19 protein-coding genes are annotated in these 21,908 nt (G+C 70.5%); 7 read left to right on the top strand and 12 right to left on the bottom strand.

What is annotated here, in order from left to right:
- Positions 1-123: 123 nt before the first annotated feature.
- Together DEIPH_RS18530 and glmM are read right to left on the bottom strand one after the other, a co-directional pair.
- Entirely contained in the window at positions 124-1,572 is a 1,449-nt protein-coding gene (locus DEIPH_RS18530) for an Ig-like domain-containing protein (RefSeq protein WP_051517039.1), read from the bottom strand.
- A gap of 448 nt (positions 1,573-2,020) precedes the next feature.
- The gene (gene glmM / locus DEIPH_RS00470; RefSeq protein ID WP_034352269.1) at positions 2,021-3,355 is read right to left on the bottom strand and encodes a phosphoglucosamine mutase; all 1,335 of its coding nucleotides are present in this window, start codon (positions 3,353-3,355) and stop codon (positions 2,021-2,023) included.
- A gap of 95 nt (positions 3,356-3,450) precedes the next feature.
- On the opposite strand from glmM, the gene DEIPH_RS19520 reads away from it, so the two are divergent.
- Together DEIPH_RS19520 and DEIPH_RS00460 are read left to right on the top strand one after the other, a co-directional pair.
- Complete coding sequence (locus DEIPH_RS19520; RefSeq protein WP_034352103.1) at positions 3,451-3,750, top strand: hypothetical protein; 300 nt, start codon at positions 3,451-3,453, stop codon at positions 3,748-3,750.
- A complete protein-coding gene (locus DEIPH_RS00460; protein ID WP_235183130.1) occupies positions 3,747-4,763 on the top strand; it encodes a phosphotransferase family protein in 1,017 nt (338 codons plus the stop codon). Before DEIPH_RS19520 ends, DEIPH_RS00460 begins: the two co-directional genes overlap by 4 nt.
- On the opposite strand, the gene DEIPH_RS00455 is transcribed toward DEIPH_RS00460, so the two are convergent.
- Both DEIPH_RS00455 and DEIPH_RS00450 read right to left on the bottom strand, forming a co-directional pair.
- Positions 4,753-5,874: a DNA glycosylase AlkZ-like family protein gene (locus tag DEIPH_RS00455; RefSeq protein WP_034352100.1), complete on the bottom strand. Its 1,122-nt coding sequence runs from the start codon at positions 5,872-5,874 to the stop codon at positions 4,753-4,755. The two genes, DEIPH_RS00460 and DEIPH_RS00455, sit on opposite strands and share 11 nt — an antisense overlap.
- Positions 5,875-5,900: 26 nt before the next feature.
- The gene (locus DEIPH_RS00450) at positions 5,901-6,536 is read right to left on the bottom strand and encodes a DNA-3-methyladenine glycosylase (protein WP_034352095.1); all 636 of its coding nucleotides are present in this window, start codon (positions 6,534-6,536) and stop codon (positions 5,901-5,903) included.
- 366 nt (positions 6,537-6,902) lie between these two features.
- On the opposite strand from DEIPH_RS00450, the gene DEIPH_RS00445 reads away from it, so the two are divergent.
- Entirely contained in the window at positions 6,903-8,198 is a 1,296-nt protein-coding gene (locus tag DEIPH_RS00445; RefSeq protein WP_034352092.1) for a polysaccharide deacetylase family protein, read from the top strand.
- 130 nt (positions 8,199-8,328) lie between these two features.
- On the opposite strand, the gene DEIPH_RS00440 is transcribed toward DEIPH_RS00445, so the two are convergent.
- The 4 genes from DEIPH_RS00440 to DEIPH_RS00425 all read right to left on the bottom strand — a co-directional run bounded on the left by DEIPH_RS00440 (position 8,329) and on the right by DEIPH_RS00425 (position 11,440).
- Positions 8,329-8,715 carry a hypothetical protein gene (locus DEIPH_RS00440; RefSeq protein WP_152544714.1) on the bottom strand — a complete coding sequence of 129 codons (387 nt, stop codon included), beginning with the start codon at positions 8,713-8,715 and terminating at the stop codon, positions 8,329-8,331.
- Between the two features lie 24 nt (positions 8,716-8,739).
- A complete protein-coding gene (locus DEIPH_RS00435) occupies positions 8,740-9,693 on the bottom strand; it encodes an ABC transporter ATP-binding protein (protein WP_034352085.1) in 954 nt (317 codons plus the stop codon).
- A gap of 69 nt (positions 9,694-9,762) precedes the next feature.
- Positions 9,763-10,602 (bottom strand): ABC transporter permease, encoded by an 840-nt coding sequence (locus tag DEIPH_RS00430; protein ID WP_051517038.1) that lies wholly within the window; start codon positions 10,600-10,602, stop codon positions 9,763-9,765.
- Positions 10,595-11,440: an ABC transporter permease gene (locus DEIPH_RS00425; RefSeq protein WP_051517037.1), complete on the bottom strand. Its 846-nt coding sequence runs from the start codon at positions 11,438-11,440 to the stop codon at positions 10,595-10,597. Before DEIPH_RS00425 ends, DEIPH_RS00430 begins: the two co-directional genes overlap by 8 nt.
- Before the next feature lie 210 nt (positions 11,441-11,650).
- Here DEIPH_RS00425 and DEIPH_RS00420 point away from each other — a divergent pair, with 210 nt between their 5' ends.
- Positions 11,651-12,427 (top strand): DUF937 domain-containing protein, encoded by a 777-nt coding sequence (locus DEIPH_RS00420; RefSeq protein ID WP_034352081.1) that lies wholly within the window; start codon positions 11,651-11,653, stop codon positions 12,425-12,427.
- 64 nt (positions 12,428-12,491) lie between these two features.
- Here the strand turns inward: DEIPH_RS00420 and cysK are convergent, their stop codons facing one another.
- Positions 12,492-13,472 carry a cysteine synthase A gene (gene cysK / locus DEIPH_RS00415; RefSeq protein WP_034352077.1) on the bottom strand — a complete coding sequence of 327 codons (981 nt, stop codon included), beginning with the start codon at positions 13,470-13,472 and terminating at the stop codon, positions 12,492-12,494.
- A 49-nt stretch (positions 13,473-13,521) separates the two neighbouring features.
- Here cysK and DEIPH_RS00410 point away from each other — a divergent pair, with 49 nt between their 5' ends.
- Positions 13,522-14,367, top strand: coding sequence for a metallophosphoesterase family protein (locus tag DEIPH_RS00410; protein WP_034352074.1), 846 nt, complete (start codon positions 13,522-13,524; stop codon positions 14,365-14,367).
- A 103-nt stretch (positions 14,368-14,470) separates the two neighbouring features.
- On the opposite strand, the gene DEIPH_RS00405 is transcribed toward DEIPH_RS00410, so the two are convergent.
- Both DEIPH_RS00405 and DEIPH_RS00400 read right to left on the bottom strand, forming a co-directional pair.
- Positions 14,471-16,444, bottom strand: coding sequence for a fasciclin domain-containing protein (locus DEIPH_RS00405; RefSeq protein ID WP_034352071.1), 1,974 nt, complete (start codon positions 16,442-16,444; stop codon positions 14,471-14,473).
- A 309-nt stretch (positions 16,445-16,753) separates the two neighbouring features.
- Positions 16,754-19,828, bottom strand: a complete 3,075-nt coding sequence (locus DEIPH_RS00400) for an FtsK/SpoIIIE family DNA translocase (RefSeq protein ID WP_034352068.1) — start codon at positions 19,826-19,828, stop codon at positions 16,754-16,756.
- Between the two features lie 142 nt (positions 19,829-19,970).
- Here DEIPH_RS00400 and DEIPH_RS00395 point away from each other — a divergent pair, with 142 nt between their 5' ends.
- Together DEIPH_RS00395 and DEIPH_RS00390 are read left to right on the top strand one after the other, a co-directional pair.
- Positions 19,971-20,387 carry a Mov34/MPN/PAD-1 family protein gene (locus DEIPH_RS00395; RefSeq protein ID WP_034352066.1) on the top strand — a complete coding sequence of 139 codons (417 nt, stop codon included), beginning with the start codon at positions 19,971-19,973 and terminating at the stop codon, positions 20,385-20,387.
- Entirely contained in the window at positions 20,380-20,853 is a 474-nt protein-coding gene (locus DEIPH_RS00390) for an AAA family ATPase (RefSeq protein WP_051517036.1), read from the top strand. Before DEIPH_RS00395 ends, DEIPH_RS00390 begins: the two co-directional genes overlap by 8 nt.
- Positions 20,854-20,867: 14 nt before the next feature.
- On the opposite strand, the gene DEIPH_RS00385 is transcribed toward DEIPH_RS00390, so the two are convergent.
- A complete protein-coding gene (locus tag DEIPH_RS00385) occupies positions 20,868-21,842 on the bottom strand; it encodes a nucleoside hydrolase (RefSeq protein WP_051517035.1) in 975 nt (324 codons plus the stop codon).
- Positions 21,843-21,908 lie beyond the last annotated feature (66 nt).

The following is a 21,908-nucleotide window of genomic DNA, read 5'->3' as shown; positions in this document are numbered from 1 at the left end:
GGGCATTCTACTGTGGGCGTAACGTGCCGCCCGGGGAGGCAGCGAGCGGCACGGCAAGAGCAGGGAACCGGGCATCTTTCGCCTCGGCTCCCTGCTCTGTGTCGGTGTGGGGGTGTCAGGCCCTCAGGGGTTGATGATGCCGTCGGGCGTAATCAGGCGCTCCTTGATCTCCACGCCGAGAGACTGGGCGGCCACGTTGGGAATGGTGTAGGCGTCGGCGGCGGCGTAGTTCACGGTGTAGCCCAGGTCGGCCAGCGCGCCCAGGGTGATCTTGCTCATGGGCATTCCGCCCCGGCTGGCGAAGCCGGTCATCAGTTCGGACTGGAAGACCGATTCCTTCCAGTGGCCGCACTTGGTCCCCGCGCCGTACTGGTCCTCGACCGGCACGCCCGCCGCCTGCCCATTCAGGTTCTTGTACTCGCGCAGGCCGTTGGTGCCGCTGTACTGCACCTTGGTGGCGCTGGTGCAGGGTGAGGCGTTGGCGCTCAGGAACTTGCTCCACAGCGTCCCGATGCCCAGCACGTGGCCCATCTCGTGCAGAATCACGCCCTGAAGGGTGCCGTTGGCCTCCATGCTGGCCAGGTCGGCAGAGTCGAACTGCATCTCGCCCCACAGCGGGAGCGTGCCGCCCGAGCGGGCCTGACGCGGTCCGGCCTGCCCCAGGATCTGACCGGGGCCGTCGATGTCGGCGCCGCTGGCGACAATCGCCACGTCGTCCACGGTGATGGTCTGGCCGGTGGAGATCCGCACGTTCGCCACGTCGGGCAGACCCGCGGCGATCACCTGCGACCAGCGGTTGGCGGCGCTGGTGAAGGCGGCCTTCTGCCCCTCGGTCAGGTTGCTGTTCGCCGGGAAGATCACCGTGATGTTGAAGGTGTCGGCGCCGGGCGTGGGGGTGGGCGTCGGAGTGGGGGTCGGGGTCGGTGTGGGCGTCGGCGTGGGCGCGGTGACGGTCGCCGTCAGACTGGCCTTTTTGGTGGCGTTCTGGACACTGGTCGCGGTGATGGTGGCGCTCCCCGCCGCCACGCCGGTCACGCGGCCCGTGCCGTCCACCGTGGCGACGCCGGTGTTGCTGCTGCTCCAGGTCACGGCCTGGCTGACGCTGCCGCTGCCCTGCACGGTAGCCGTGACGGTCTTGCTGGTGCCGGGCGTCAGGCTCACGCTGCTGGCGCTCAGGGTCACGCCGCTGACCGTGGCGGTCGTCCCGCCCGTCACCGTGACCCGCATCTCGGCGACGGTGCCGTTCGTGAACGCGCGCACATAGGCCGTACCGTTCGACACGCCGGTCACCGTGAAGACACCGCTGGCCGCCGAGGTCACGCGGGCAACCGCCGGGTTGGTGCTGCTCCAGGTGGCCCCGGCCGTATAGGTCCCGCTGACACTCTCGCCCACCGTCAGGCTGAGGTTGTAGCCGTCGTACCGGTAGTTGCTGGTCTGGGTCAGCGGGATGCTGGCGCTGGGCGTACCGGTGGGGTTGGCGCTGCCGCTCTCGCTGGGCTGGCTGGTCCCGCACGCCACCAGGCCGAGCGTGAGGGCGAGGGTCAGACCGAGGGCACTTTTCACATTCTTCATGCGTCTCCTTGCTGGACAAGAGCAACCCACTGCCGCGAGCGGAAGGCTGCATTGTGGCTGTGAGGTAAAGATAAGATGAAGCTTGGCTTTAATTATAAGGCCTTTATGAGCAGTCGTGAATAGGTCTCATCATTTTTTCTGAAAACCTCACCTTTGCCTCTTGGAAGAATGAGCTTTCTCACAGAAGTTTTATGGGGTTTTTTACAGTCAAAAGGCTTCTGTCTCTCTCCAAGCTGTCTGGAAAGGCATTTTTGTTAATGTGGCCTGCGACACGAAAGCCAGACTCATAAAAAGTCCGCCCCGGTCCTGAGTTGTCTAGACAAAGATGCGGAGCGCCGAGGGCTGTTCCTTCCCGGCAAGAGGGGGAGGAACAGCCGCTCTCGTTCGTGTTCTTAGGACAGCAGGGAATGCGGACCCGGAAAGGCCTGCGACTCCGAACGCCTCGCTCTTAGGCTCCGACCTGTCCCCGGGCCTCGACCACGCCTGCCAGGGTCCGAGCGATCTCGTGGATCTCGGCCTCGTCGGGTCCCTCGACCATCACGCGAATCAGGTTCTCGGTGCCGCTGGGGCGCAGGTTCACGCGGCCTCTGCCGCTCAGGCGGGCCTCGGCGGCGCTGACGGCCAGTTGAACCTGGGCATCACGGGCAATGGCCTTTTTGTCGGCCACGCGCACGTTCACCAGGGTCTGGGGAAACATCACCAGCTCGTCGTACAGGGCGTCAAGGGTCGTGCCGAGCTGCCGCATCGCGCTCAGGGTCAGCAGGGCCGTCAGCACGCCGTCTCCGGTGGGGGCCACGTCGAGAAACAGCAAGTGGCCGCTCTGCTCGCCGCCCAGCGTGAGGCCCTGCTGATGCAGCCGCTCATGCACGTAGCGGTCACCGACGGCGGTCCGCTCCAGCGGAATCCCCGCCTCGCGCAGCTTCACTTCCAGCGCCATGTTCGCCATGATCGTCGTCACGACGGCGCGGTCCTGGCGGGCACGGGCGTTCAGCAACAGCATGTGGTCGCCCTGCACCACGTGGCCGCGCGAGTCCACGAACAGCGCGCGGTCGGCGTCGCCGTCGAAGGCCACGCCCAGATCGTAGTTGCCCTCCCGCACGATCTGCTGGAGGTGATCCAGGTGCGTGCTGCCGCAGCCCCGGTTGATGTTGCGCCCGTCGGGCGTGGTGTAGATCGCGAACACGTCCGCCCCCGCCGCCTGAAAGACCTTCGGCCCCACCCGGTAGGCCGCGCCGTTCGCGCAGTCCAGCGCCACCTTCAACCCGGTCAGGTCGGGCGCGTGTTCGCGCAGGAAATCCACGTACAGCCGCTCGGCTTCCGTGTAGTTGGTGACCGACCCCAGGTCCACGCCGGTCACCGGGGCAAAGGTCGGCACGGCGTCGATGGCGGCCTCGATCTCCAGTTCGGTCGCGTCGCTGAGCTTCTGGCCGTCCCGCCCGAAGAACTTGATGCCGTTGTCCTGGTACGGATTGTGCGAGGCGCTGATGACCACGCCCGCGTCGGCCCCGAGCTGCCGCGTGAGGTAACTGACGCCCGGGGTGGGCAGCACGCCCACGTGGATCACGGTCACGCCCCGGCTGGTCAGGCCCGCCGCCAGCGCCGCTTCCAGCATGTCGCCGCTTCTGCGGGTGTCCTTGCCGATCACCACGCTGGCCCGCCCACTTTGCCGCTTCAGGACCTCGCCCGCCGCCGCGCCGAGGTCCATCACCCAGGCGGCGGTCAGGGGAAACTCGCCCGCAACGGCACGGACGCCGTCCGTCCCGAAATACTTCCGTTCACTCATGATGGGGGCCATCATACCCGCGTGAGTGTGATGTGCATGATGCTCATGAGGCAGGGTCGGGGAACCCGCAGGGCCGTTCCCCCGTACCCGGGGACATGAGTGGATTTTCCGGCGGTTCCTTCTCGTTCAGCCACAGCCGAAGTCACGGTCGCGGGCGCTTTCGTGGGCGCTCCGGCTCCCGCGGCCACAGTTACAGCCACAGCAGTGGGCGCGGGACGGGCTTTCTGGGGGGCGTGCTGGGCCACAGCCACAGCAGCGGGCACCGGGGGCAGTACGGGCGCGGCGGGCATTACCGGCAGGTGGCGCACCGCCGGGGCGGCTGCCTGGGGGCCTTGCTGGCCGGCGCGGCGCTCGCGGGCGGTTCGGTCGCCGGGGTGCTCTCGCTGCTCGCTTGACGCGGGCGCGGCTGGCGGACTGGTGGGACATGCTGGCGGGGCGGGGGCCTGCCCTTTCTGCCCCCATCTGGCCGCGTGACCTCCGCGCGGCCTTTCCCGGCCCCCGCCGCCGCGTAGAAGCGTGGGTGGGCGAGGGGGCCGCCTTTGCCCGCTACGCGACCGCGCACGGCCCCCTCTTTCTGAAGTACCTCCCGGCGGGCTGGCGGGACGAACGCGCCTTTCGCCGCCTGGCGCGTGAGGCGGTCTACCTGCGCGACCTCGCGCCGCTGTCGCCCGTGCCCCACGCGCCGCTGCGGCACCTGGCCCTGGACCCCGGCCCCCCTGGCCGGCGGCACTTTCGCGCGCATCTCGTCACCCGTGACCTGACCGACGAAACGACCGGCTGGGGCGCGTTCCAGACCGGCGCCGGGCGGGAGGCGGCCTTGCGGGAGGTCGCGCGCCTGCTGGCCCGGCACCACGCCTTCTGGCTGAACCGCCCGGAACTGCGGGGCGAATGGGGCTGGGATGCGCAGCGGGCCGTCCGGCGAGCACAGCGCGCCGCCACTGCGCCGGCTTCCGGCGGCACGTCCCCCCAGGGCCGCGCCGTGGAAGAGGCCGCCCGCCTGCTTCCGACGCTGCTGGAGCAGACGCAGGGCCTGACGCTCGCGCATGGGGATATTCACGCCGGGCAGGTGCTGTGGCCCACGACAGGCGGCCCGCCCGTCCTGATCGACTACGGTCAGGCACACGCCGCCCCGCTGGGTGAGGACCTCGCCCACCTGCTGTACGTGCGGCTGGACGCGGCGGACCGTGCCCGCCTCGGTCCCGGCGTGCGGGAAGCGTACCGGGCGGAACTCGCGGCGCACGGGCATCCCCTCACGCCGCCCCGACTTGCCGCCGAGGAACGCGCGGGCCTGGCCCTGAACCTGCTGTCAACCACGCGGCAGGCCCGCCGGGGGGGCGGCAGTGGCGTGCGGGAGGCGCTGCGGCGGGTGGCGGAGGCGTGGGGCGAGGCGGAAGGCCTCAGCCCTTAGGCGTTTCCGTCCCCAGGCCCAGAAACTGCCGGTACCGCTCCACTTCCGCCTCCACCCCTCTTTTCAGGGCCGCCGTCTCGCGCACGCCGGGCACGAACCCCACGTCCGTGAGCAGTTCGCCGCCCGCCACCTTCAGGTTCGCCCAGCCCACGGCGCGCTCGGCCTGAAAGACCGGCAGGGCGTAGTAGCCGAACTGCCGTTTTTCGGCGGGCGTGTACGCCTCGAAGCGGTAGGTCCAGCCGTGCAGGTGGGTGAAGCGGCGGCGGTCCCAGACCAGCGGATCGAACGGTCCGACAATCCGCACGCCACGTGGCCCGGCGCGGGTCTCCGGGTCCCATTCGGCGGGCCAGACGTAGCGCACACCGTCCACCTTCGCGCCGGTCAATTCCTCCCGCAGCGCCGTCCGGTAGGCCCCCCGTAGCGCGCCGCGCAGGTGCGGCAGCCCGAAGTGCGAGAGGCCCACGAGGTAGCCCAGGCTGGCCTCGGGCAGCGGGCCGTAGAGCGCGGCCAGCAGATGCACCGCGCCGCGCACCCGCTCGGCATCGGTCAGGGGCGAGGCGTGCAGGGTGTCCAGATGCGGGGCCGGACCGTACAGCCGCACGCCCCCCACCCGCCGCGTCACCCGCACCTCGCCCCGGCGGTGCAGCGCGTCCAGCGCCCGCGTCGTGGCCGCCGACTGCCCGCCCCAGGCGTTCACCACCCGGCCCCGGCCCACCGCCGCCGCCACTTCACGCGGATGGAGTTCTGCCTGGGCCTGCACCAGCGCGCGCACCTCGGCCAGCAGCCCCGGGTGTTCGCGCTCCACGCGCGTCTCGCCCGGTTCGCGCGGATGCAGCAGCGCTTGCACCTGCCGCGTCACGAAGCCGTAGTTCGGAAGCATGTCCTCCTCGGCGTTCAGCGTGGGGTAGAGCCGTTCCAGGTCGCCCGCCCGGTAGCCGCGCACCCGCCCCATCAGCGTGAGGTCCTGTGCCCGCGCCGGGGCACGAATGGGGTCGGCCTGCACGAAGCCCATCCGGTCCAGCGCCCCCTGAAGCGTGGGTTGCCTGTCCAGCGTGCGGAGGGCGAAGGCGCGCAGGGCGGCGGGCGTCAGGGGCGCGGGATGGTCGGGCATGGGGGGAGGGTAGCGTGGGGAAGCCGTCAGCTTTCCGCCGTCGGCCGGTCCACCGCCAGCAGGTCCATGCTCGGCACCGCCGGCGACACCCAGGGATTGCCGCGCAACACGAAACGCCAGGGCAGATTCCGGCCTTCCCGGATGCCGATCCGGGCCGTGACCGTCACCGCCTCGTCGGGGAGGGGCGGTTCGGGGGGCAGGAGGTGCAGGCCCGGGCTGTCCACGCGCATTCCCGACACCTCCAGCGGATTCAGGCCCAGCGCATAGACGAGCCTGGCGGGGCCGCTGGTAAGGTCGCGTTCGCGGGTCACGGGGCGGTGCGTGAGCATGGTGCCCAGGCCGCTCAGGGGTTCCAGCGCGCGAATCAGCACGCTGGCCGAGACGCCCTCCTCGCGGCAGGAGACTTGCAGCAGCGGGTGACCATGCGCGGTCCAGAAGAGCCAGTGGCCCGCCGGAATCGCCATCCCGGCGCTGCGGGCGGCGTGAAAGCGTCCGGCGGTGCAGGCGGGGTCGCGCGGGCAGTCGTACGCTTCGGCCTCCACCACGCGGCCCGAGAGCACCTCACCGCCCGGAAGGACACGCACCAGCGTGCCGCCCAGCAGTTCGCGGGCCACCTTCACGGGGTCGCGGTCAAAGAAGGCGGGGGAGAGGGGCGTGGGCATAGGCCAGAGCCTAGCGCCGCTGCCCTGGCTGCCGGGGAAGAGGAAAGCTCCCAGAAGTGGGGGAGCAGTCCACCAGAAGGGTGCGGCCAGTCGCCCTGGCTTTGCCCCCTGCATCCCAGGCCAGCCGAGGCCAGGAGGCCAAACAGCAGCAGGCAAACCCTGTGGGCAGTGAGGGTGTCCGGTCCAGCAGCAAAACCAGGCTGAGGCCGACCATGCCCAGGCCCAGCAGCCCTCAACGGCGGCCCAGCTCGAACCTGATGGACCGCGCCGCGTAGCCCAGGGGTGCTGTTCGCGCCTGGCTCAACTGGCGGCTGGCCCACGGGGTTCACACCCCCGAAGATGAAGGAACTTTTATACTTCTCACCCGTGCGCCTGCTGTCCCTGTTCCTGACTCTGCTTTCCCTGCTGGCCCTGACCCTGCCTTCCCCGGCGCGGGCGGGCAACCTGACGCTCGTGTATCACCAGATTGGCCAGCAGGGCGGCGTGACGTTGGGCATGCCGGCCGAGACGTTGCGGCGGCGCGTGCTGAACCTGCGGGCGCAGGGCTACCTGTTCGTGACCAGCAGCGAGGTGCTGACCTATCCGCACCCCGTGAAGACCGCTTCCCTCCGGTTCGACGACGGCTTCGAGAGCATCTACCGCGTCGCCTTTCCGGTGCTGCGCGAGCTGGGCGTGCGCGCCACCGTCTACCCGATTCTGGACCTGATCGGCCAACCCGGCCACATGACGCAGGCCCAGCTGGACGAATTGCGCGCTGCCGGGTGGGAGATCGGCTCGCATACCCGCACGCACGCGGCGCTGATCGATCTGGCCCCCCGCCGCCTCGCCTGGGAACTTGGTCCGGGTGAGGCGGCCCTGCCCTGCGTGGCCTACCCCTTCTACCTGCAAGACGCGCGGGTGCGGCGGGCCGCCCGGCAGAGCTTCACGTGTGGCGCGGGGGGCGCGTTCGGGGTGCGGGGCGAGCCGTACGCCCTCCCCGGCCCGCTCGCCTCCCCCTGGGACGACTGGCTGCTGCCGCTGCGGGCGGGGGCCGGGCTAGACCTGCGGGTGCCGGTGCTGCTGGGGCTGGGCGGCAACGTCCTGCTGGGCGCACCCGGCGCGGCGCAGGCTGCCCCGCCCCTCTGGAATCCCGCCGCCTTCGAGCTGGTGGGGTCGGGGGCACTGAGCCTCGGCTGGCAGGGCGGCGTGCGCGACACGCGGCTGTTGGTCCGGCAGGGGAGCCTCATGCTGGGGCTGAACTTCCTGCGGGGCCGGGAGACCTACGGCGGCGCGACCCTGGCCTATAACCTCGCCCCGGTCACGCTGGCCATGGGGTACGGCACGCGCGGCCCCGTGGCCGGTGTGGCCGTCGCGCTGGGCGGCTACGGCGAGGTCTGGGGCCGGTATCTGGACGGCTCGTCGGCGGTCGGTGCGGAACTGATTCCCCTGAACTACCTGCGGCTCAAGGCGGAATATACCCTGGCCCCGGCAGGCGCGCTGCGGGGCGAGGCGCAATACGCCCTGCCCGTGCTGCCCGGCGAGGGCCGCCCCGTGCGCGTGCTGCTGGGCTATGACCGGGGCTGGTACGCGGGCGGCACCCTGCGGCTGGGGGCCAATTCCGCCTCGCTGACCTCCCGGCTGGACCGCCTGAGCTTTGGCGTGCGGGTGCAGACGTTGTGGTGAGGGGTCATACCGACTTGCTCTGATTCCAGAACATCCGGGCACAACACCGGATGTTCTTCCATCGCCGCCAGCCGGTATTTTCTTATTCTCGCTCCGCTCGGGTTCGTCTTCGACTCACCTTAAGTTCGTATCAGGCCTTGCGCCGGTTCCGGAACACGGCCAGGAGAAGCCCGCCGAGGAAAAGAAGCAGCGCCCCACGGTCAACCGAGCTGGGGCGGCGGCCATCCACGAGGCCGAACGTGTGGCGGGCGACCACCTGCACCACCTGGCAAACAAGCACGACCACCACGGGGAACAGGGGGAGAAGACGACCGTCCCGCCGCGAACGCCACAGCAGCCACCAGCCAGCGAGGATGGGGGCGAGGGTCAGCCCCATGAAGACGAATCTCAGCGCGTCAGGTCCGGACTGGAAGGCCAACGCGGCCACCAGGAACATTCCCGCGAAGGTCATGAAGACCAGCATCAGGACGGGCAGCCCCACGCTGGGTGCTGGTCCACGCAGATCGCCTGTGTTCACGCCGCAGTCTTCCGGCGTCACGCCTCAGCTTACGGTCCCCAGCAACCCGCCCTCGTAGATCCGGCGGATGGTCGCCTCGATGTCCGGTTCGCGGACGGTCACGTCCCGCACGGGTGCGTGCGCGGTCGCCAGGGCAATGGGGCGGGCCGCCGCGCCGGTAAAGGCGTAGGTGACGCGCGGGCCTTCGCTGCTCACGAGCTTCAGGCCGGGTACCCGGGGGTCGGCGGGCGGGGCCTCGAAGTCCACCACCAGTTCCCGCGCGCTGCCGAAGCGGGCCTGCAAGTCGGGCAGGTTCCCGTCGTACAGCAGCGCCCCATGGTCGATAATCATCACCCGCCGGGCCAGGCGCTCCACGTCGGTCAGGTCGTGGGTGGTGAGCAGCACCGTCACCTCCCGTTCGGCGTTCACATGCGCCACGAACTGGCGGATGCGCTCCCTGGCGACCACGTCCAGTCCCACCGTCGGCTCGTCCAGAAAGAGCAGGTCCGGGTCGTGCAGCAGCGCCGCCGCGAGGTCGGCCCGCATCCGCTGCCCCAGCGAGAGCGCGCGGGCAGGGGTGCCCAGGAACGGCCCCAGGTCCAGCAGAGCCGTGAACGCCTTCAGGTTTTCCCGGAAGCGGTCGGGGGGAACGCGGTACACGTCGCGCAGCAGGTCCAGCGAGTCGCGCACCGGCAGGTCCCACCACAGCGTCGTCCGCTGGCCGAACACCGCACCCAGCCGCCCCACATACCGCCGCCGGTCCCGCCAGGGCACCAGCCCCCCGACCTCTACTCGCCCGGACGTGGGCACCAGCAGCCCCGTCAGCACCTTGATGGTGGTGCTTTTGCCCGCGCCGTTCGGCCCCAGGTAGCCCACCACCTCGCCCCGCGCGACCCGGAAACTCACGTCCCGCACCGCCTCCACCGTGCGCCGCTGGCCGCGCAGCAATCCGCCCGAGCGGGTCTGGAAGGACTTGTGGAGGTGCTCGACTTCGATCATGGGAACTCCTTCAGAGGGGCTGTGGGCTGCCGCATTGTGGGCTGTGGGCTAGAGGAAAGGCGGCGCGACCTACGACCCGGTGCCGTGATACCGCCGCACCCCCACCCGCCAGAAGGCGAACGCGGCGGCGAGCAGCAGCGGGCCGACCAGGGGGGAGAGGCCGGCGGCCCAACCCGGCAGGCCGTCGGGCAGGGGCCGGCCCAGCACGTGCAGCACGGGAAAGTAGCTCAGGAAGGCGGCGGGGATCAGGAAAGTGAAGGTCTTGCGGAGCCATTCGCCGTAGATGCTCATGGGGTAGGAGATCAGGGTGCGCCCGCCGTAGGTCAGCACGTTCATCGCCTCCACGCTCTCCACAGTCCAGAAGGTGAGGGTGCCGCCCACCACGAACAGGCCGCCGAAAAAGGCGACCATGCCCAGGACGCTGCCGGCCAGCAGCACCACGTCTCCCACGCTCCAGGCCACGTCCACCCGCGAGACGCCGTAAGCGACGATGCCTGCCGCCAGGACCACCCGCGTGAGGCGGCGCAGCGCGAAGTCCGAGCCGAACACCTGCACGGGCAGCGGCACGGGCCGCAGCAGAAAGGTGCTGAAACTGCCGCTGCGGACGTGCGCGCTGAGGTTCGGTGCGTCGAAGCCCCCGAAGCCGAGGTCCATCAGCACGAAGGCCAGTTCGGCCAGGCCGTACAGCAGCGCCACTTCCCCCAGGGTCCAGCCCCCCAGCGCGCCAAAACGCGGCAGCACCAGCACGAACGCCGCGAACTCGGCTCCCGTGACCAGCGCCGCCGCCAGCGCGTCGAGCGCGAAGGCCGTGCGGTAGACCAGTTGCGAGCGAATCTGTGCGCCCAGCAGCCGGAAATACAGGCGCAGCAGATAGAGGGCAGGGAGCGGGCGGCTGCCCTGCCTACCCACCCGCCACCTCCAGCCGCCGCAGGCCCCGCGCCAGCACCAGCCGTGCCAGGCCCAGCAGAACCAGCGTCCAGGCGGCCTGCACCCCCAGCACGCGCAGGACCTGTGTGCCGCTGACGTGGCCCAGCCACAGCTCGACGGTGCTGTTCATCATGCTGGGAAAGGGCGTCCAGGCCAGCAGGCTCTGGAACCAGGCGGGAAAGAAGGCGAGCGGCATCAGGAAGCCGCAGGCCAGGCCCATCAGTGCCCAGGCAAAGCGCCCGATGCCGACCGCGTCCGGGGACCAGAAGGCCGCGCCGTTCACCAGAAAGCGGAAGGCGAAGCCGCAGGCCCAGGCCAGCCCCGCGCTGAGGAGCGTCAGCCCCCAGCCCGCCGCGCCTTCCGGGAGCTTCAGGCCCCACAGCAGGGCATACAGCGTCAGAATGGTCACGCCGCGCAGCAGAAACTGTGCCGCCGCCCGGCCCGCGTCCTGCGCCATCCAGAACCCCAGGAAGCTGTGTGGGCGCAGCAGTTCGGTGACGATCTCGCCCCGGTGGACGGTGCGCATCAGGTCGTACCAGCCGAACAGGCTGAAGGCCGCCAGGAAGGCCTGAGTCAGGCCGGTGTAGGTCACGGCGTCGGCGGGGGTATACCCGGCCACCTGGGGTTTCAGCCCGAACAGCGCGAGCAGCACGGCCACCCGCAGCGCCCCGAAAAACAGGTTGGTCAGCAAGCCCCAGAACGTCGCCGCCGGGTAGGCGAACTGCCGCCGGAAACTCAGCCGGGCCGCCGCGCAGTATAGGCGCGCGTTGATCCCAGCCGCCTGCCCCAGCAGGCCCCACCTCAGAAGTGCCGCATTCAAGAGTCCTCCCCTTCTCCAGTTGCCGAACCGGGAAGGGGAAGGATACGTGGGGTGTCCAGCCCGGCACATGCGCCGGATGGCGGAGGGCCGGCGCGGCAAAGGTCAGGGAACCCTCAATGCCCGCCCGGTCCCCCCGCTCACCGCAGCCCCTTAGGCTGAGAACCGAACTTCCGTTTTCATCCCCCCACTCAGTCCCAGGAGGACCTCACCATGATGGACATCTTCAACATGCTCGGCGGCATGGGCCAGGCGCAGCAGACGATCAGTAGCCAGCTCGGCACCACGCCGCAACAGACGGAGGCCGCACTGGAAGCCGCTGTGCCCCTGCTCCTCAGCGGACTGACCCGCAACGCACAGGACCCTGACGGGGCGCAGGCCCTGGCGGGCGCGCTGGACCAGCATGACGGTCAGGCCCTGGGCCTGTTCGGGCAGGGGCAGGTGCCGGACGTGCAGGACGGCCAGAAGATTCTGGGGCACGTGTTCGGCAACCAGCAGCAGGCCGCCGCGAATGCCGTGAGCCGCCGCGCGGGCATCGACCCGCAACTGGCCCTCCAGATTCTCTCGATGGTCGCGCCGCTGGTGCTGGGGTACCTCAGCCACCGCAGGCAGGGCCAGGCCGGCGGGCAGATGGGTGGCCAGATAGGGGGACAGATGGGCAGCCAGACGGGCGGTCTGGGTGGCATCGATATGGGCAGCATCCTCGGGGGCATCCTGGGCGGGGGCGGCCTGGGGGGCATGCTGGGGGGCAGCCGTTCGCAACCCCAGGCTCAGACGCAGGGCGGCGGCCTGGGCGGTGGCTCGGTTCTGCCCGGCTATCCCCAGACGGCCGGGATGCAGAACCCGGTCGGTCAGCCGGGCCACGCCGGGACGGGCCAGATGGGCAACCTGGGCGGAATGGTCGGCACGCTGAACAACGTGCTCGACCGCGATGGTGACGGCAATGCCCTCAACGACCTGATCGGTATGTTCGGCGGACGGCGGAGGTAAGGGGAGCCGTCCGCTTTCAAGCGCAAGGAGGGCCGCCCGGGGTGTTGGGGCGGCCCTTTCCACTTCACCCTTCAGTTGCTACGGGGACGGCCTCCAGCCTCTCGCGGGAGTAGGGTCTGTACCCCTTGGGTGTCCCGGTCTGTTCCCCGTCGAACAGGCTGGTCGTGAGGTAGCGCGCGCCCGTGTCCACGGCGATGGTCGCCACCCGCTTTCCGGGGCCGAGGCGGCGGGCCACCTCCAGCGCGGCCCAGACCATCGCGCCGCTGCTCATGCCCACGAAGATCCCCTCCTCGCGGGCCAGGCGGCGGGCCAGAGGGTAGGCGTCCTCCTCCCAGACGGGGATCACCTCGTCGATCACGCTGCGGTCGAGGTTGTCCGGGATGAAGCCCGGCCCCATGCCCTGAAAGCCGTGTTCGCCGCGCTCGCCGCCCGAGAGGACGTTGCTGCGGGCGGGTTCCACCGCCACCACGCGCACGTCCGGGTCCTGCCGTTTGAGGTACCGGCCCACGCCGCTGATGGTGCCGCCGGTGCCCGTTCCGTACACAAAGGCGTCGATCCGCCCGTCCATCTGCTCCCACAGCTCGGGGCCGGTGGTGCGTTCGTGCGCGGCGGGGTTGGCGGGGTTGGTGAACTGGCCCAGCATCACCGCGCCCTGCTCCTGCTCGATGCGCTGCGCCTCCTCGATGGCGGCCAGCATCCGGCGTTCGGGATCGGTCAGGACAAGCTGCGCACCGTAGGCGGTCAGGGTGCGTTTGCGTTCCTCGCTCATCTGGGCGGGCATGCACAGGATGAGCCGGTAACCCCGGGCCGCCGCGACCTGCGCCAGCCCGATCCCGGTGTTGCCGCTGGTCGGCTCCACGATGGTGCCGCCCGGCAACAGGGCGCCCCGCCGCTCGGCGTCCTCGACCAGCCCCAGGGCCGTGCGGTCCTTGATGCTGCCGCCCGGGTTCTGGCCTTCGAGTTTCACGAACACGTCCGCCATGCCCGGTTCGACCACCCGCCGCAGCTGCACGAGCGGCGTGTTTCCTACGAGTGCGTCAATCATCCCGGAAGTGTAAATCCGTGCCGCCGCCCACACCGCGACCGACCCTAGAATGCGCCCCGTGCGCCTGGCCCTGATCGCTGACATCCACGGAAACGCCGACGCCCTGCGCGCCGTGCTGGCCGACGCGGACGCGCAGGGCGCAGAGCGCGTCATCGTGAACGGCGACGTGGTGAACCGGGGGCCGGATTCGGTGGAGGCCCTCTCGCTGCTGCTTGCCCGGGACGACGTGGCCTTTACGCTGGGCAACCACGACGACCTGCTGCACCTCTGGCACACCCGCAGCGACACGCTGCCCGGCGACTGGTTCACCGACCCCTTCTGGGGCGCGACCGACTGGAGCGCCGCGCAGCTTGACCGCGCGGGCCTGCTGCATGTGCCGCAGGACTGGCCGATGACCCTCACGCTGACCGGGCCTGCACTGCCTGGCGTGCGGATCGCGCACGGCACCCCCGCCCACTACCGCGAGAGCCTCAGCGAACGGACTGACCCGGCCCGGGTGGCCGAGCTGGCGGGCGGTGCGGGTGTGCTGGTCGGTTCGCACATCCACCGTCCGGCGCAGGCCACGCGTGGGGAGGTGCTGGTGCTGAACACCGGGGCGGTCGGTGCGCCCGCCAACGGCGACCCGCGTGCCCAGTACCTCCTGCTAACCGCCACGCCCGCCGGGTGGGTGCCCGAGTTCCGCGCCGTGCCCTACGACCGCTCGGGCGTCCTGCGCCGCTTCGAGACCAGCGGCCTGCTGACCACCGGCCTGAGCGCCGAGATCTTCCGCGACGAGATTCGCACGGCCCGCAGCCTCTACACCCCCTACTGGTCCTGGACCGAGGCCCACGGCCAGCCCCGCGACGCCCGCACCTGGGCCGCCTTTCAGCGTCAGCACCTGCTGCCCCGGGCCTGATCCCGGCCTGCACGGGTGAACGGGCCTGGGCCTCCGTCGCCGCAGGGTCAGGGGCATAGAAAAACCGCCCGCACGGGGCGGACGGTTCCGGGGCTGGCGCTGCTCAGCGCGCGGGGGGCATCAGGACGGTGTCGATCTCATAGAGGGTCCCGTTGCCCGTGTCGATGGCCGAGCCGGGTGCGATGATCGCGGTGCCGATCATGGTGCGCTCGGGGCTGGCCGAACGCGTGAGCGTCAGTGCGCCGCCCTGCACGCTGTTCAGCTGCGGGCTGCTGGCCAGCGCGGTGCCGGTGATGCGGCCCGAAACCACGTGGTACAGCAGCAGGTCTTTCAGGCGGGCCGGATCGGCCGAGAGGGCCGTCAGGTCGGCGGGGGCCACCTTCGCGAAGGCGTCGTTGGTCGGCGCAAAGAGGGTGTATTCCCCGGTGGCGAGCGTGTCGGCCAGTCCCGCCTGCTGCACCAGCTGGGCCAGCGTGGTGAAGCGCGGGTTGGTGGCGATCAGCGAGGCCAGCGTGGTGTTGTCGCCCGACGTGGGCGTGGTGCTGGTGCTGCTGCCCGTGGTGGGGGCAGTCGCCGTGGTGGTGGTCGTTGTCGTGGTCGTCCCGGTGGTCCCGGTCGTCGCCGTTCCAGCCGCAGGTGTGGCGGTGGTGGCGGGGGTGGTCGTCGTGGGGGCCGCCGTGGTGGTGGTCGTCGTCGTGGTCGCGGTTGTGGCGGTGGTGGCCGTTCCGCTCGTGTCTGCCGCAGTGGTGGCCGGAGCGGCTTCCACGGTGGTGGGGGCGGGCAGCGTCAGGCCGGGGGGCATCAGCACCTGGTTGATCACGTAGATGGTGCCGTTGCTGGCCGTGGTGATCGGGTCACCCACGGTGGCCGTGCCGATCATCTGCGTGCTGCCGTTCATGCTGACGGGCAGCGCGCCGCCCTCGACGGCGTTGAGGGCCGTGCCGCTGCCGAGCTGCTCGGCGGTCACGCGGCCCTGCACCACGTGATAGGACAGCACCTGCTTGAGAACGTCGGGGTTGGCCTCCAGCGTCGCCAGGGTGTCGGCGGGCAGGGCGTCGAACGCCTCGTTGGTCGGGGCAAAGATGGTGTACTCGCCGCTCATCAGCATTTCGGTGAGGCCCGCATCGCTGAGCAGCCCGCGCAGCGTGCTGAAGCGGTCGTCGTCGGCGATCACGTCATAGAGCGTGTTCGCTTCGGCCGCCGTTTCGGTGGTGGTCGCGGCGGTGGTGTCGGTCGCCGTTCCGGTGGTCGCGGTGGACATATCGGTGGTGGCCGTGGACGTGTCGGTCGTGGCCGTCGCCGTGGTGTCCGTCGTCGTTGTGGTCGTTGTGGTCGTATCCGTGGTCGCGGACGTGTCCGTGGTGGTCGCGGCGGTGGTATCGGTCGCCGTCCCCGTGGTGGTCGTGGTCGCCGTGCTGGTCATGCCGGTGTTCATCGTCGCGCCGCTGAGCGGAAGGGCAGGAATGCGGGTCACGTCGGTGGCGGCGGGCGCCATCGGCGCAGCAGGAGCCGCCGGTGCGGCCGTGACAGGTGCAGGTGCCGCAGGCATCGCGGGCGCGGTGCCCGCCATGGTGGGCGGCATCAGGACCGCGTCGACCACGTGGATCACGCCGTTGCAGGCCTGGATGTCGGTGCGCGTCACGTTCGCGTTGTTGATCATCACGCGATTGCCGCTCATGCGAACGGCCAGGTTGGCCCCCTGGGCCGTCTTGACGTTTTGCAGGCTCTTGACCTGGCTGGAGGTGACCTTGCCGGGGACCACGTGGTACAGCAGCACGCTTCCCAGCATGTCCGGGTCGTTGAGCACCTGGGCCAGGGTGTCGCTGGGGACCTTGGCAAAGGCCGCGTTGGTGGGTGCGAACACCGTGTACTGGCCCCCCATCAACGTCTGGCTGAGACCCGCCGCCTGCACGGCCGTGAGCAGCGTGCTGAACTGGGGATCGGTCGTGATGATCTGCGCGATGCTGCGGCAGGTCGCGGGCGTGCTGGGCCGGGCCACGGGCGCACCTGCGCCGCCGGCCAGGGCAGGCGTGGCGAGCATCAGGCTAAGCGTGATCAAGCTGGTCTGCTTCTTCATGAAATCACCTCTGGGTGGAACTGTCCGCCTTCCAATGTTCACCACCTCCGTACAAAAAGCAACTTCGGGAGCGATTCAGACAGAACGTCTAAACGAAGGACCGGACGGCTTTTGGCCTCGTCTCATGAGAATCTCAGGCTGCTCGCGTTCCGGTGCCCGTTGCGGTCCTGAAGGGGCGCTCCCGGGATGGGGCTGGGGAGAGGAGTCCTGTCTCTCTCCTCCCTTTTCCCATAGGCAAAAAGGCAGCCCTCCTTCCGAATGGCTGCCCTTCAGGACGGCGCTTCCTGCCAGAAAGCGCCCCTCCCCCCGCTACTTTCCGAAATACTCCGGCAGGTCGGCTTCGGTGATCAGCACCTCGCGCGGTTTGCTGCCCTGGTGCTTGGAGACGATGCCCATGGCTTCGAGCATGTCCATCAGCTTGCCTGCGCGGGCGTGCCCGACCGAGAGGCGGCGTTGCAATCTCGACACGCTGCCCTGGCCCTCCTCGATACAGATCAGGGCGGCCTGGCGCAGGTGCGGGTCGGAAAAGTCCATATTGCCCTTGTCGAGCGTCGGGCCGCTCGCCTCGACGGTGCCGTCGAAGTCCGAGCCGTACTGCTCGACGAAAGCGTCGTCGAAGACCTGCCGCCGCAGCTCGTCGGTGATGCGCGCGGACTCGACCTCGGAGATGTACGGCCCCTGGAGACGCAGCGGCTTGATCAGGCCGGGCTGGTAGAACAGCATGTCGCCCATGCCGGTCAGGCGCTCGGCCCCCACGCTGTCGAGAATGGTGCGCGAGTCGTGGCTGGAGCTGACCGCGAAGGCGATGCGGGCGGGCACGTTCACCTTGATCAGCGAGGTCAGGATGTCCACGCTGGGCCGCTGGGTGGCGAGGACCAGGTGCATCCCGGTCGCGCGGGCCATCTGCGCCAGGCGCATGATCGCCGACTCGACCTCCTTGGGCGAGGTGATCATCAGGTCGGCCAGCTCGTCGATGATGATCACGAGGTGCGGGAGTTCGGCTTCATTCACCTGGCGCATCTTGGCGTTGAACTGCTCCAGGTTCTTCGCGCCGACTTGGCTCATCATCTTGTAGCGGCGCTCCATGTGCGCGACCGCCCCCAGCAGCACGCCCGCCGCGTCCATCGGGTTGGTCACCACCGGGCGCACCAGATGCGGAATGCCGTCGTAGGGCGTGAGTTCCACCATCTTGGGATCCACCATCAGAAACCGCAGCTCGCCAGGCAGGTAGCGGTACAGCAGGGAGGTGATCAGCGTGTTCACGCACACCGACTTGCCCGAACCGGTGCTGCCCGCGATCAGGAGGTGCGGCATCTTGGCGAGGTCCCCGACCATCAGTTCGCCGTCGATGCTCTTGCCCAGGATGATCGGCAGCCGGGCGCGCGAACTCCGGAAGCTGGGGGCCGCCGCCGCCTGGTGGAAGGTGACCGGCTCGCGGTCCACGTTCGGCACTTCCAGGCCGATCACGCTTTTGCCGGGCACCGGGGCCTCCACGCGCACGCCGCCCACCGCCAGCGCCCGCGCGAGGTCGTTGGAGAGAGAAGCGATCCGGCTGATCTTCTCGCCGGGGGCCGGTTCGATCTCGTAGCGCGTGACGGTCGGCCCGCGCGCGAAATCCACCACCTTCGCCTGGAGGTTGAAGTGCCGCAGCGTCTGGTCGATCACCGCCGCCCGCTGCCGTGCGGCCACATCAAGCTGCGCGGTGTTGAGGGCCGCCGCCGGCACCGGGTCGAGCAGGTCGTACCCCGGCAGCGCCAGATCCACGGCCCCCTGAGTGGGGCGGCGGCGTTCCGGCTGCGCGCTTTCCCAGGGGGCGGCGTCCTCCTGCGCCCGGTCCTTCTGCGTCTCCAACGTGGCTTGGGCCGCCGGTCGGGCCGGGGTGCTGGCCTGCCCGCCGCCCGCCCCGGGCGGGGCTTCGGGCCGGGGCATGACGGCGGTCAGGACCGTGGTGGAGGAGGGGAGAGGGAGGCCGCCCGGCTCCTCTGGCGGCTGCGGCGGGTCCTGGGGAAACGTTCCCGTGAAGTCGAAATCGAGGGTCGGCGCGGGGCCGGCGTCCTCGGCGGTGGGCATGACGTGGGTCTGGACGGCCATCGCCTGCGCCCGTTCCAGCGCCTCCTTCTGCGCGCGGTCGAGGCGGGCGCGCCATTCCTCCTGCGCGGCCAGCGTGCCTTCGGGGTCGGCCGCCAGGGCCTCGGCCAGGGCGGCGGCCAGTTCGGTCGGGGCGCGGTCGAACGCCGCCGCGAGGTCCGGCCAGCCGGGGTAGTGCCGCTCGCGTGCCCGCCAGGCCGTGAAGTCCTCGGCCAGTTCCCGCCAGGCCCGCTCGCGCTCGCGTCGGGCGGGCAGTTCGCGCGTCAGGATGCCCGCGTCGGCTTTTGCCAGCGCCTTTTCGGCGGCCTGCCGCTCGCGCTCCAGCTTCCCGGCCCGCTGCGCGAGGCGTTGCAGGTCGGTGATCATGACCCGCCGCAGGCGCTCCACCGCGCCGCTGGCGAGCGTGCTGGGCAGTTCCACCCGCAACTCGTGCCGCCCAGCCCGCACATCGTTCGCGGCGGTCTCGGCGTCCGCCCCTGCGGCGGGGGCTTCGGCGGCCACGGCCTCCCGCAGGTCACGCGCGGCGTGGGCCACGAAGGTCGCCGTGACCTCGCGCCAGCCGGCCAGGTCGCGCTCCAGGGCCTTGAGGCCGGCCTCGTCCAGAGAACGCAACTCGCGCCCGGCGGCGCGGACCTCTCCCTGCTGCGCCTTCAGGTCGCGGTCTTCCGGGTAGAGCTTGCGCAGCAACTCCAGGTCGCGGGTGTGGGCCGCCAGGGCCTGCCGCACCGGAATCCGGGTGCGCGCCGAGTCGCGTCCGTCCTGCCGCGCCTCGATGGCCCCCTGTACCTGGGAGGTCGCGCCGCCCAGCAGCACGCTCAGGCCCCGGAAAAAAGTCTTGAGCAGCGTGAAGCCCGGATAGCGCAGCATGATTTCCAGCCCCAGCGTGAGGGTGACCAGCGGGAGCAGCGCCGCCGCGTAGCTCAGGCCCCCCGTCAGCGGGGCCATCAGGCGGGCCGCGCCCTCGCCCGCCGCGCCCGGCACGAAGACCTCGTGCAGCGCCAGCAGCGACGCCACCACCAGCACGCCACCCAGCACCCGGCGGGTCAGGCCCGCGAGGTCGCGGCCCAGGAACACCAGCACGCCGTAGGCCACCGGAATGACCGGCAGCAGGTACGCGCCCCACCCCAGCCAGCCGGTCAGGGCCGCGTGCGCCTGGGTCATGAAGCCGCCGTCCGCGAATTGGGGCAGGATCAGGGTGACCGCCAGGAAGATGCCCAGCGCGAACAGCACCAGCCCCAGCGCCTCCCCATCGAAGCGGTTGACGGGTGGAGCCACCTTTGCACGAGCCTTCGCCATGGTGTCCAGTGTACCTGAAGAGCTGAGCGCCCAGGGCCTGTGATTCCGCGCCCAGCGCGGTTTTCTCAGAATTCCCGTCCCGCCTGCCCCCGCCTGCGCCGCGGGGTATCCGGCTGCCCGCGCGCCGCGTGATAATGGCCGCGTGGCCCTGATTCTGCCGCCCGTCCTGCTGGACGCCCTGTGGGCGCACGCCGAGCGTGACGCGCCCCGCGAATGTGTGGGGGCGCTCGGCGGGCATGTGGACGTGGACGCCGGTGGGGCGGAGGCGGTCGCCCTCTATCCCCTCGCCAACCTGTCGCCCGACCCCGAGCGCACCTACCTGGCCGACCCCGGCCACCTGCTGCGCGCCCTGCGGGCCATGGAAGCGGGCGGGTTGACGCTGGTGGCCCTGTACCACAGCCACCCGCGCGGCCCGGCGTGGCCCAGCCCCACGGATACCCGCCTCGCCGCGTACCCCGTCCCCTACGTGATCGCCGACCTCCGCACGCGCACGCTCCAGGCGTACCGTCTGCCCGAGGGAACGCCGGTGCCGCTGAACGGAGAAGGCCGCCGTGCCTGAGCCGGGGATCCACGCGCTGCACGGCTTTATCGGCCTCGGCAAGACCACCTTCGCGCGGCACCTGGAGCGCACGCTTCCGGGAATGCGCTTCACGCCGGACGAGTGGATGGTCGCCCTGTACGGCCCGGACCCGCCCGAGGGCCTCTTTCCGGTGTCTTTCGCCCGCGTGATGGCCGTGATGGAGGCGCAGTGGACCCGCGCCCTGGAACTCGGTGTCCCGGTGATTCTGGATCATGGCTTCTGGACCCGCGCGGGCCGGGATGCCCTGCGCGCGAAGGCTGCTGCTCTGAACGTTCCCCTCACGCTGTACGCGCTGACATTGCCGGAGGAGGAGGCGTTGCGGCGGGTGCGGCAGCGCAACCTGGAAGCGGGCGCGCTCTTTATCACAAGCGAGACGTTTGCGCTGTTCCGGGCGCGCTTTGAGCCGCTGGGGGCGGATGAGGCGGCGGCGGTTGTGGAAGGGTGAGGCGTGCTCCCTCCTCAGGGCAGGCGCGCCAGCCGGTCCACGAGCAGCTCGAAGAAGGCCGCGTCCTCCACGCCGACCGCCACCTGCACGTTCGCGGGCTGCTCCGTCACGCCGTACACGTCGCACACCGTCCGCCCGAAGTTCAGGCCTTCCTGTGTCTCGACCTGCACGTTCATGGCCTGCATCTGGAAGAGGTCGGGGCGAATGACGGCGGCGACCGCGACCGGATCATGGAGTGCGCCGCCCGGGAGGCTATACCGCTGACGGTATACGGCGGCATAGAAGGTCAGCAGTTCGGCACTGACGGCCCCGGCGCGGTTGCCCAGCCCCCGCAGGCGCTCCATGCGCTCGGGCGTGGCGATGGCCTGCATGGTCACGTTCAGGCCGAACATCCGCAGGGGCGCGCCGGACTCCAGCACGATCCTGACGGCGTGGGGGTCGGCCAGCGCGTTGAACTCGGCGGCGGGGGTCCGGTTGCCCTGGCCGGTGCTGCCGCCCATCCACACGACCTCGCGCAGCAGGCCAGGCAGGTCGGGGGCCAGCCGGAAAGCCAGCGCCACGTTGGTCAGTGGCCCGGTGGCGACCAGCGTGACCTCGTGCGGGCGGGCGCGGACGGTGCGGATAAGGAAGTCGACCGCGTGTTCCGCTTCCGGCGCGCGGACGGGGTCGGGCAGGCCGGAGGCGGGCAACCCGCTGTCACCATGCACCTGCGCGGCGGTCATGGCCGGGCGAACCAGTGGGCGGTCGGCCCCGGCGTACACCGGCACCTGCGCGCCCACCGCCCCTGCCAGCGCCAACGTAACCCCCGCGTTGTGCGTGGTGAGGTCCAGGCCCACGTTCCCGTGGACGGTCGTCACGCCCAGCACCTGCACGTCCTCGGGGCTGCCCAGCGCGAGCAGCCAGGCAATCGCGTCGTCGAGGCCGGGATCGCCGTCCAGAATCACGGGCAGGCCAGGAGAGGGACGGGCAGAGGAGGTCATGGCGGGCATTCTAAGTAGCTGGCGGGTGATGATGCCATCATCACCCCGAGCGGAGCGAGAAGCCAAAAAGTGGCG

Origin of the sequence: Deinococcus phoenicis, from assembly GCF_000599865.1 — a bacterium.
In the GTDB taxonomy this organism is placed as follows: Bacteria; Deinococcota; Deinococci; order Deinococcales; family Deinococcaceae; genus Deinococcus; species Deinococcus phoenicis.
The sequence above is the reverse complement of the archived record's forward strand: the minus strand, read 5'-3'. Positions and strand labels throughout refer to the sequence as shown.

What these genes read in the sequence shown, in the direction of transcription:
- DEIPH_RS18530 (WP_051517039.1), bottom strand. Translation starts at nt 1,572, where the DNA reads ATGAAGAATGTGAAAAGTGCCCTCGGTCTGACCCTCGCCCTCACGCTC.
- glmM (WP_034352269.1), bottom strand. Translation starts at nt 3,355, where the DNA reads ATGAGTGAACGGAAGTATTTCGGGACGGACGGCGTCCGTGCCGTTGCG.
- DEIPH_RS19520 (WP_034352103.1), top strand. Translation starts at nt 3,451, where the DNA reads ATGAGTGGATTTTCCGGCGGTTCCTTCTCGTTCAGCCACAGCCGAAGT.
- DEIPH_RS00455 (WP_034352100.1), bottom strand. Translation starts at nt 5,874, where the DNA reads ATGCCCGACCATCCCGCGCCCCTGACGCCCGCCGCCCTGCGCGCCTTC.
- DEIPH_RS00450 (WP_034352095.1), bottom strand. Translation starts at nt 6,536, where the DNA reads ATGCCCACGCCCCTCTCCCCCGCCTTCTTTGACCGCGACCCCGTGAAG.
- DEIPH_RS00435 (WP_034352085.1), bottom strand. Translation starts at nt 9,693, where the DNA reads ATGATCGAAGTCGAGCACCTCCACAAGTCCTTCCAGACCCGCTCGGGC.
- DEIPH_RS00420 (WP_034352081.1), top strand. Translation starts at nt 11,651, where the DNA reads ATGATGGACATCTTCAACATGCTCGGCGGCATGGGCCAGGCGCAGCAG.
- cysK (WP_034352077.1), bottom strand. Translation starts at nt 13,472, where the DNA reads ATGATTGACGCACTCGTAGGAAACACGCCGCTCGTGCAGCTGCGGCGG.
- DEIPH_RS00410 (WP_034352074.1), top strand. Translation starts at nt 13,522, where the DNA reads ATGCGCCCCGTGCGCCTGGCCCTGATCGCTGACATCCACGGAAACGCC.
- DEIPH_RS00405 (WP_034352071.1), bottom strand. Translation starts at nt 16,444, where the DNA reads ATGAAGAAGCAGACCAGCTTGATCACGCTTAGCCTGATGCTCGCCACG.
- DEIPH_RS00400 (WP_034352068.1), bottom strand. Translation starts at nt 19,828, where the DNA reads ATGGCGAAGGCTCGTGCAAAGGTGGCTCCACCCGTCAACCGCTTCGAT.
- DEIPH_RS00385 (WP_051517035.1), bottom strand. Translation starts at nt 21,842, where the DNA reads ATGCCCGCCATGACCTCCTCTGCCCGTCCCTCTCCTGGCCTGCCCGTG.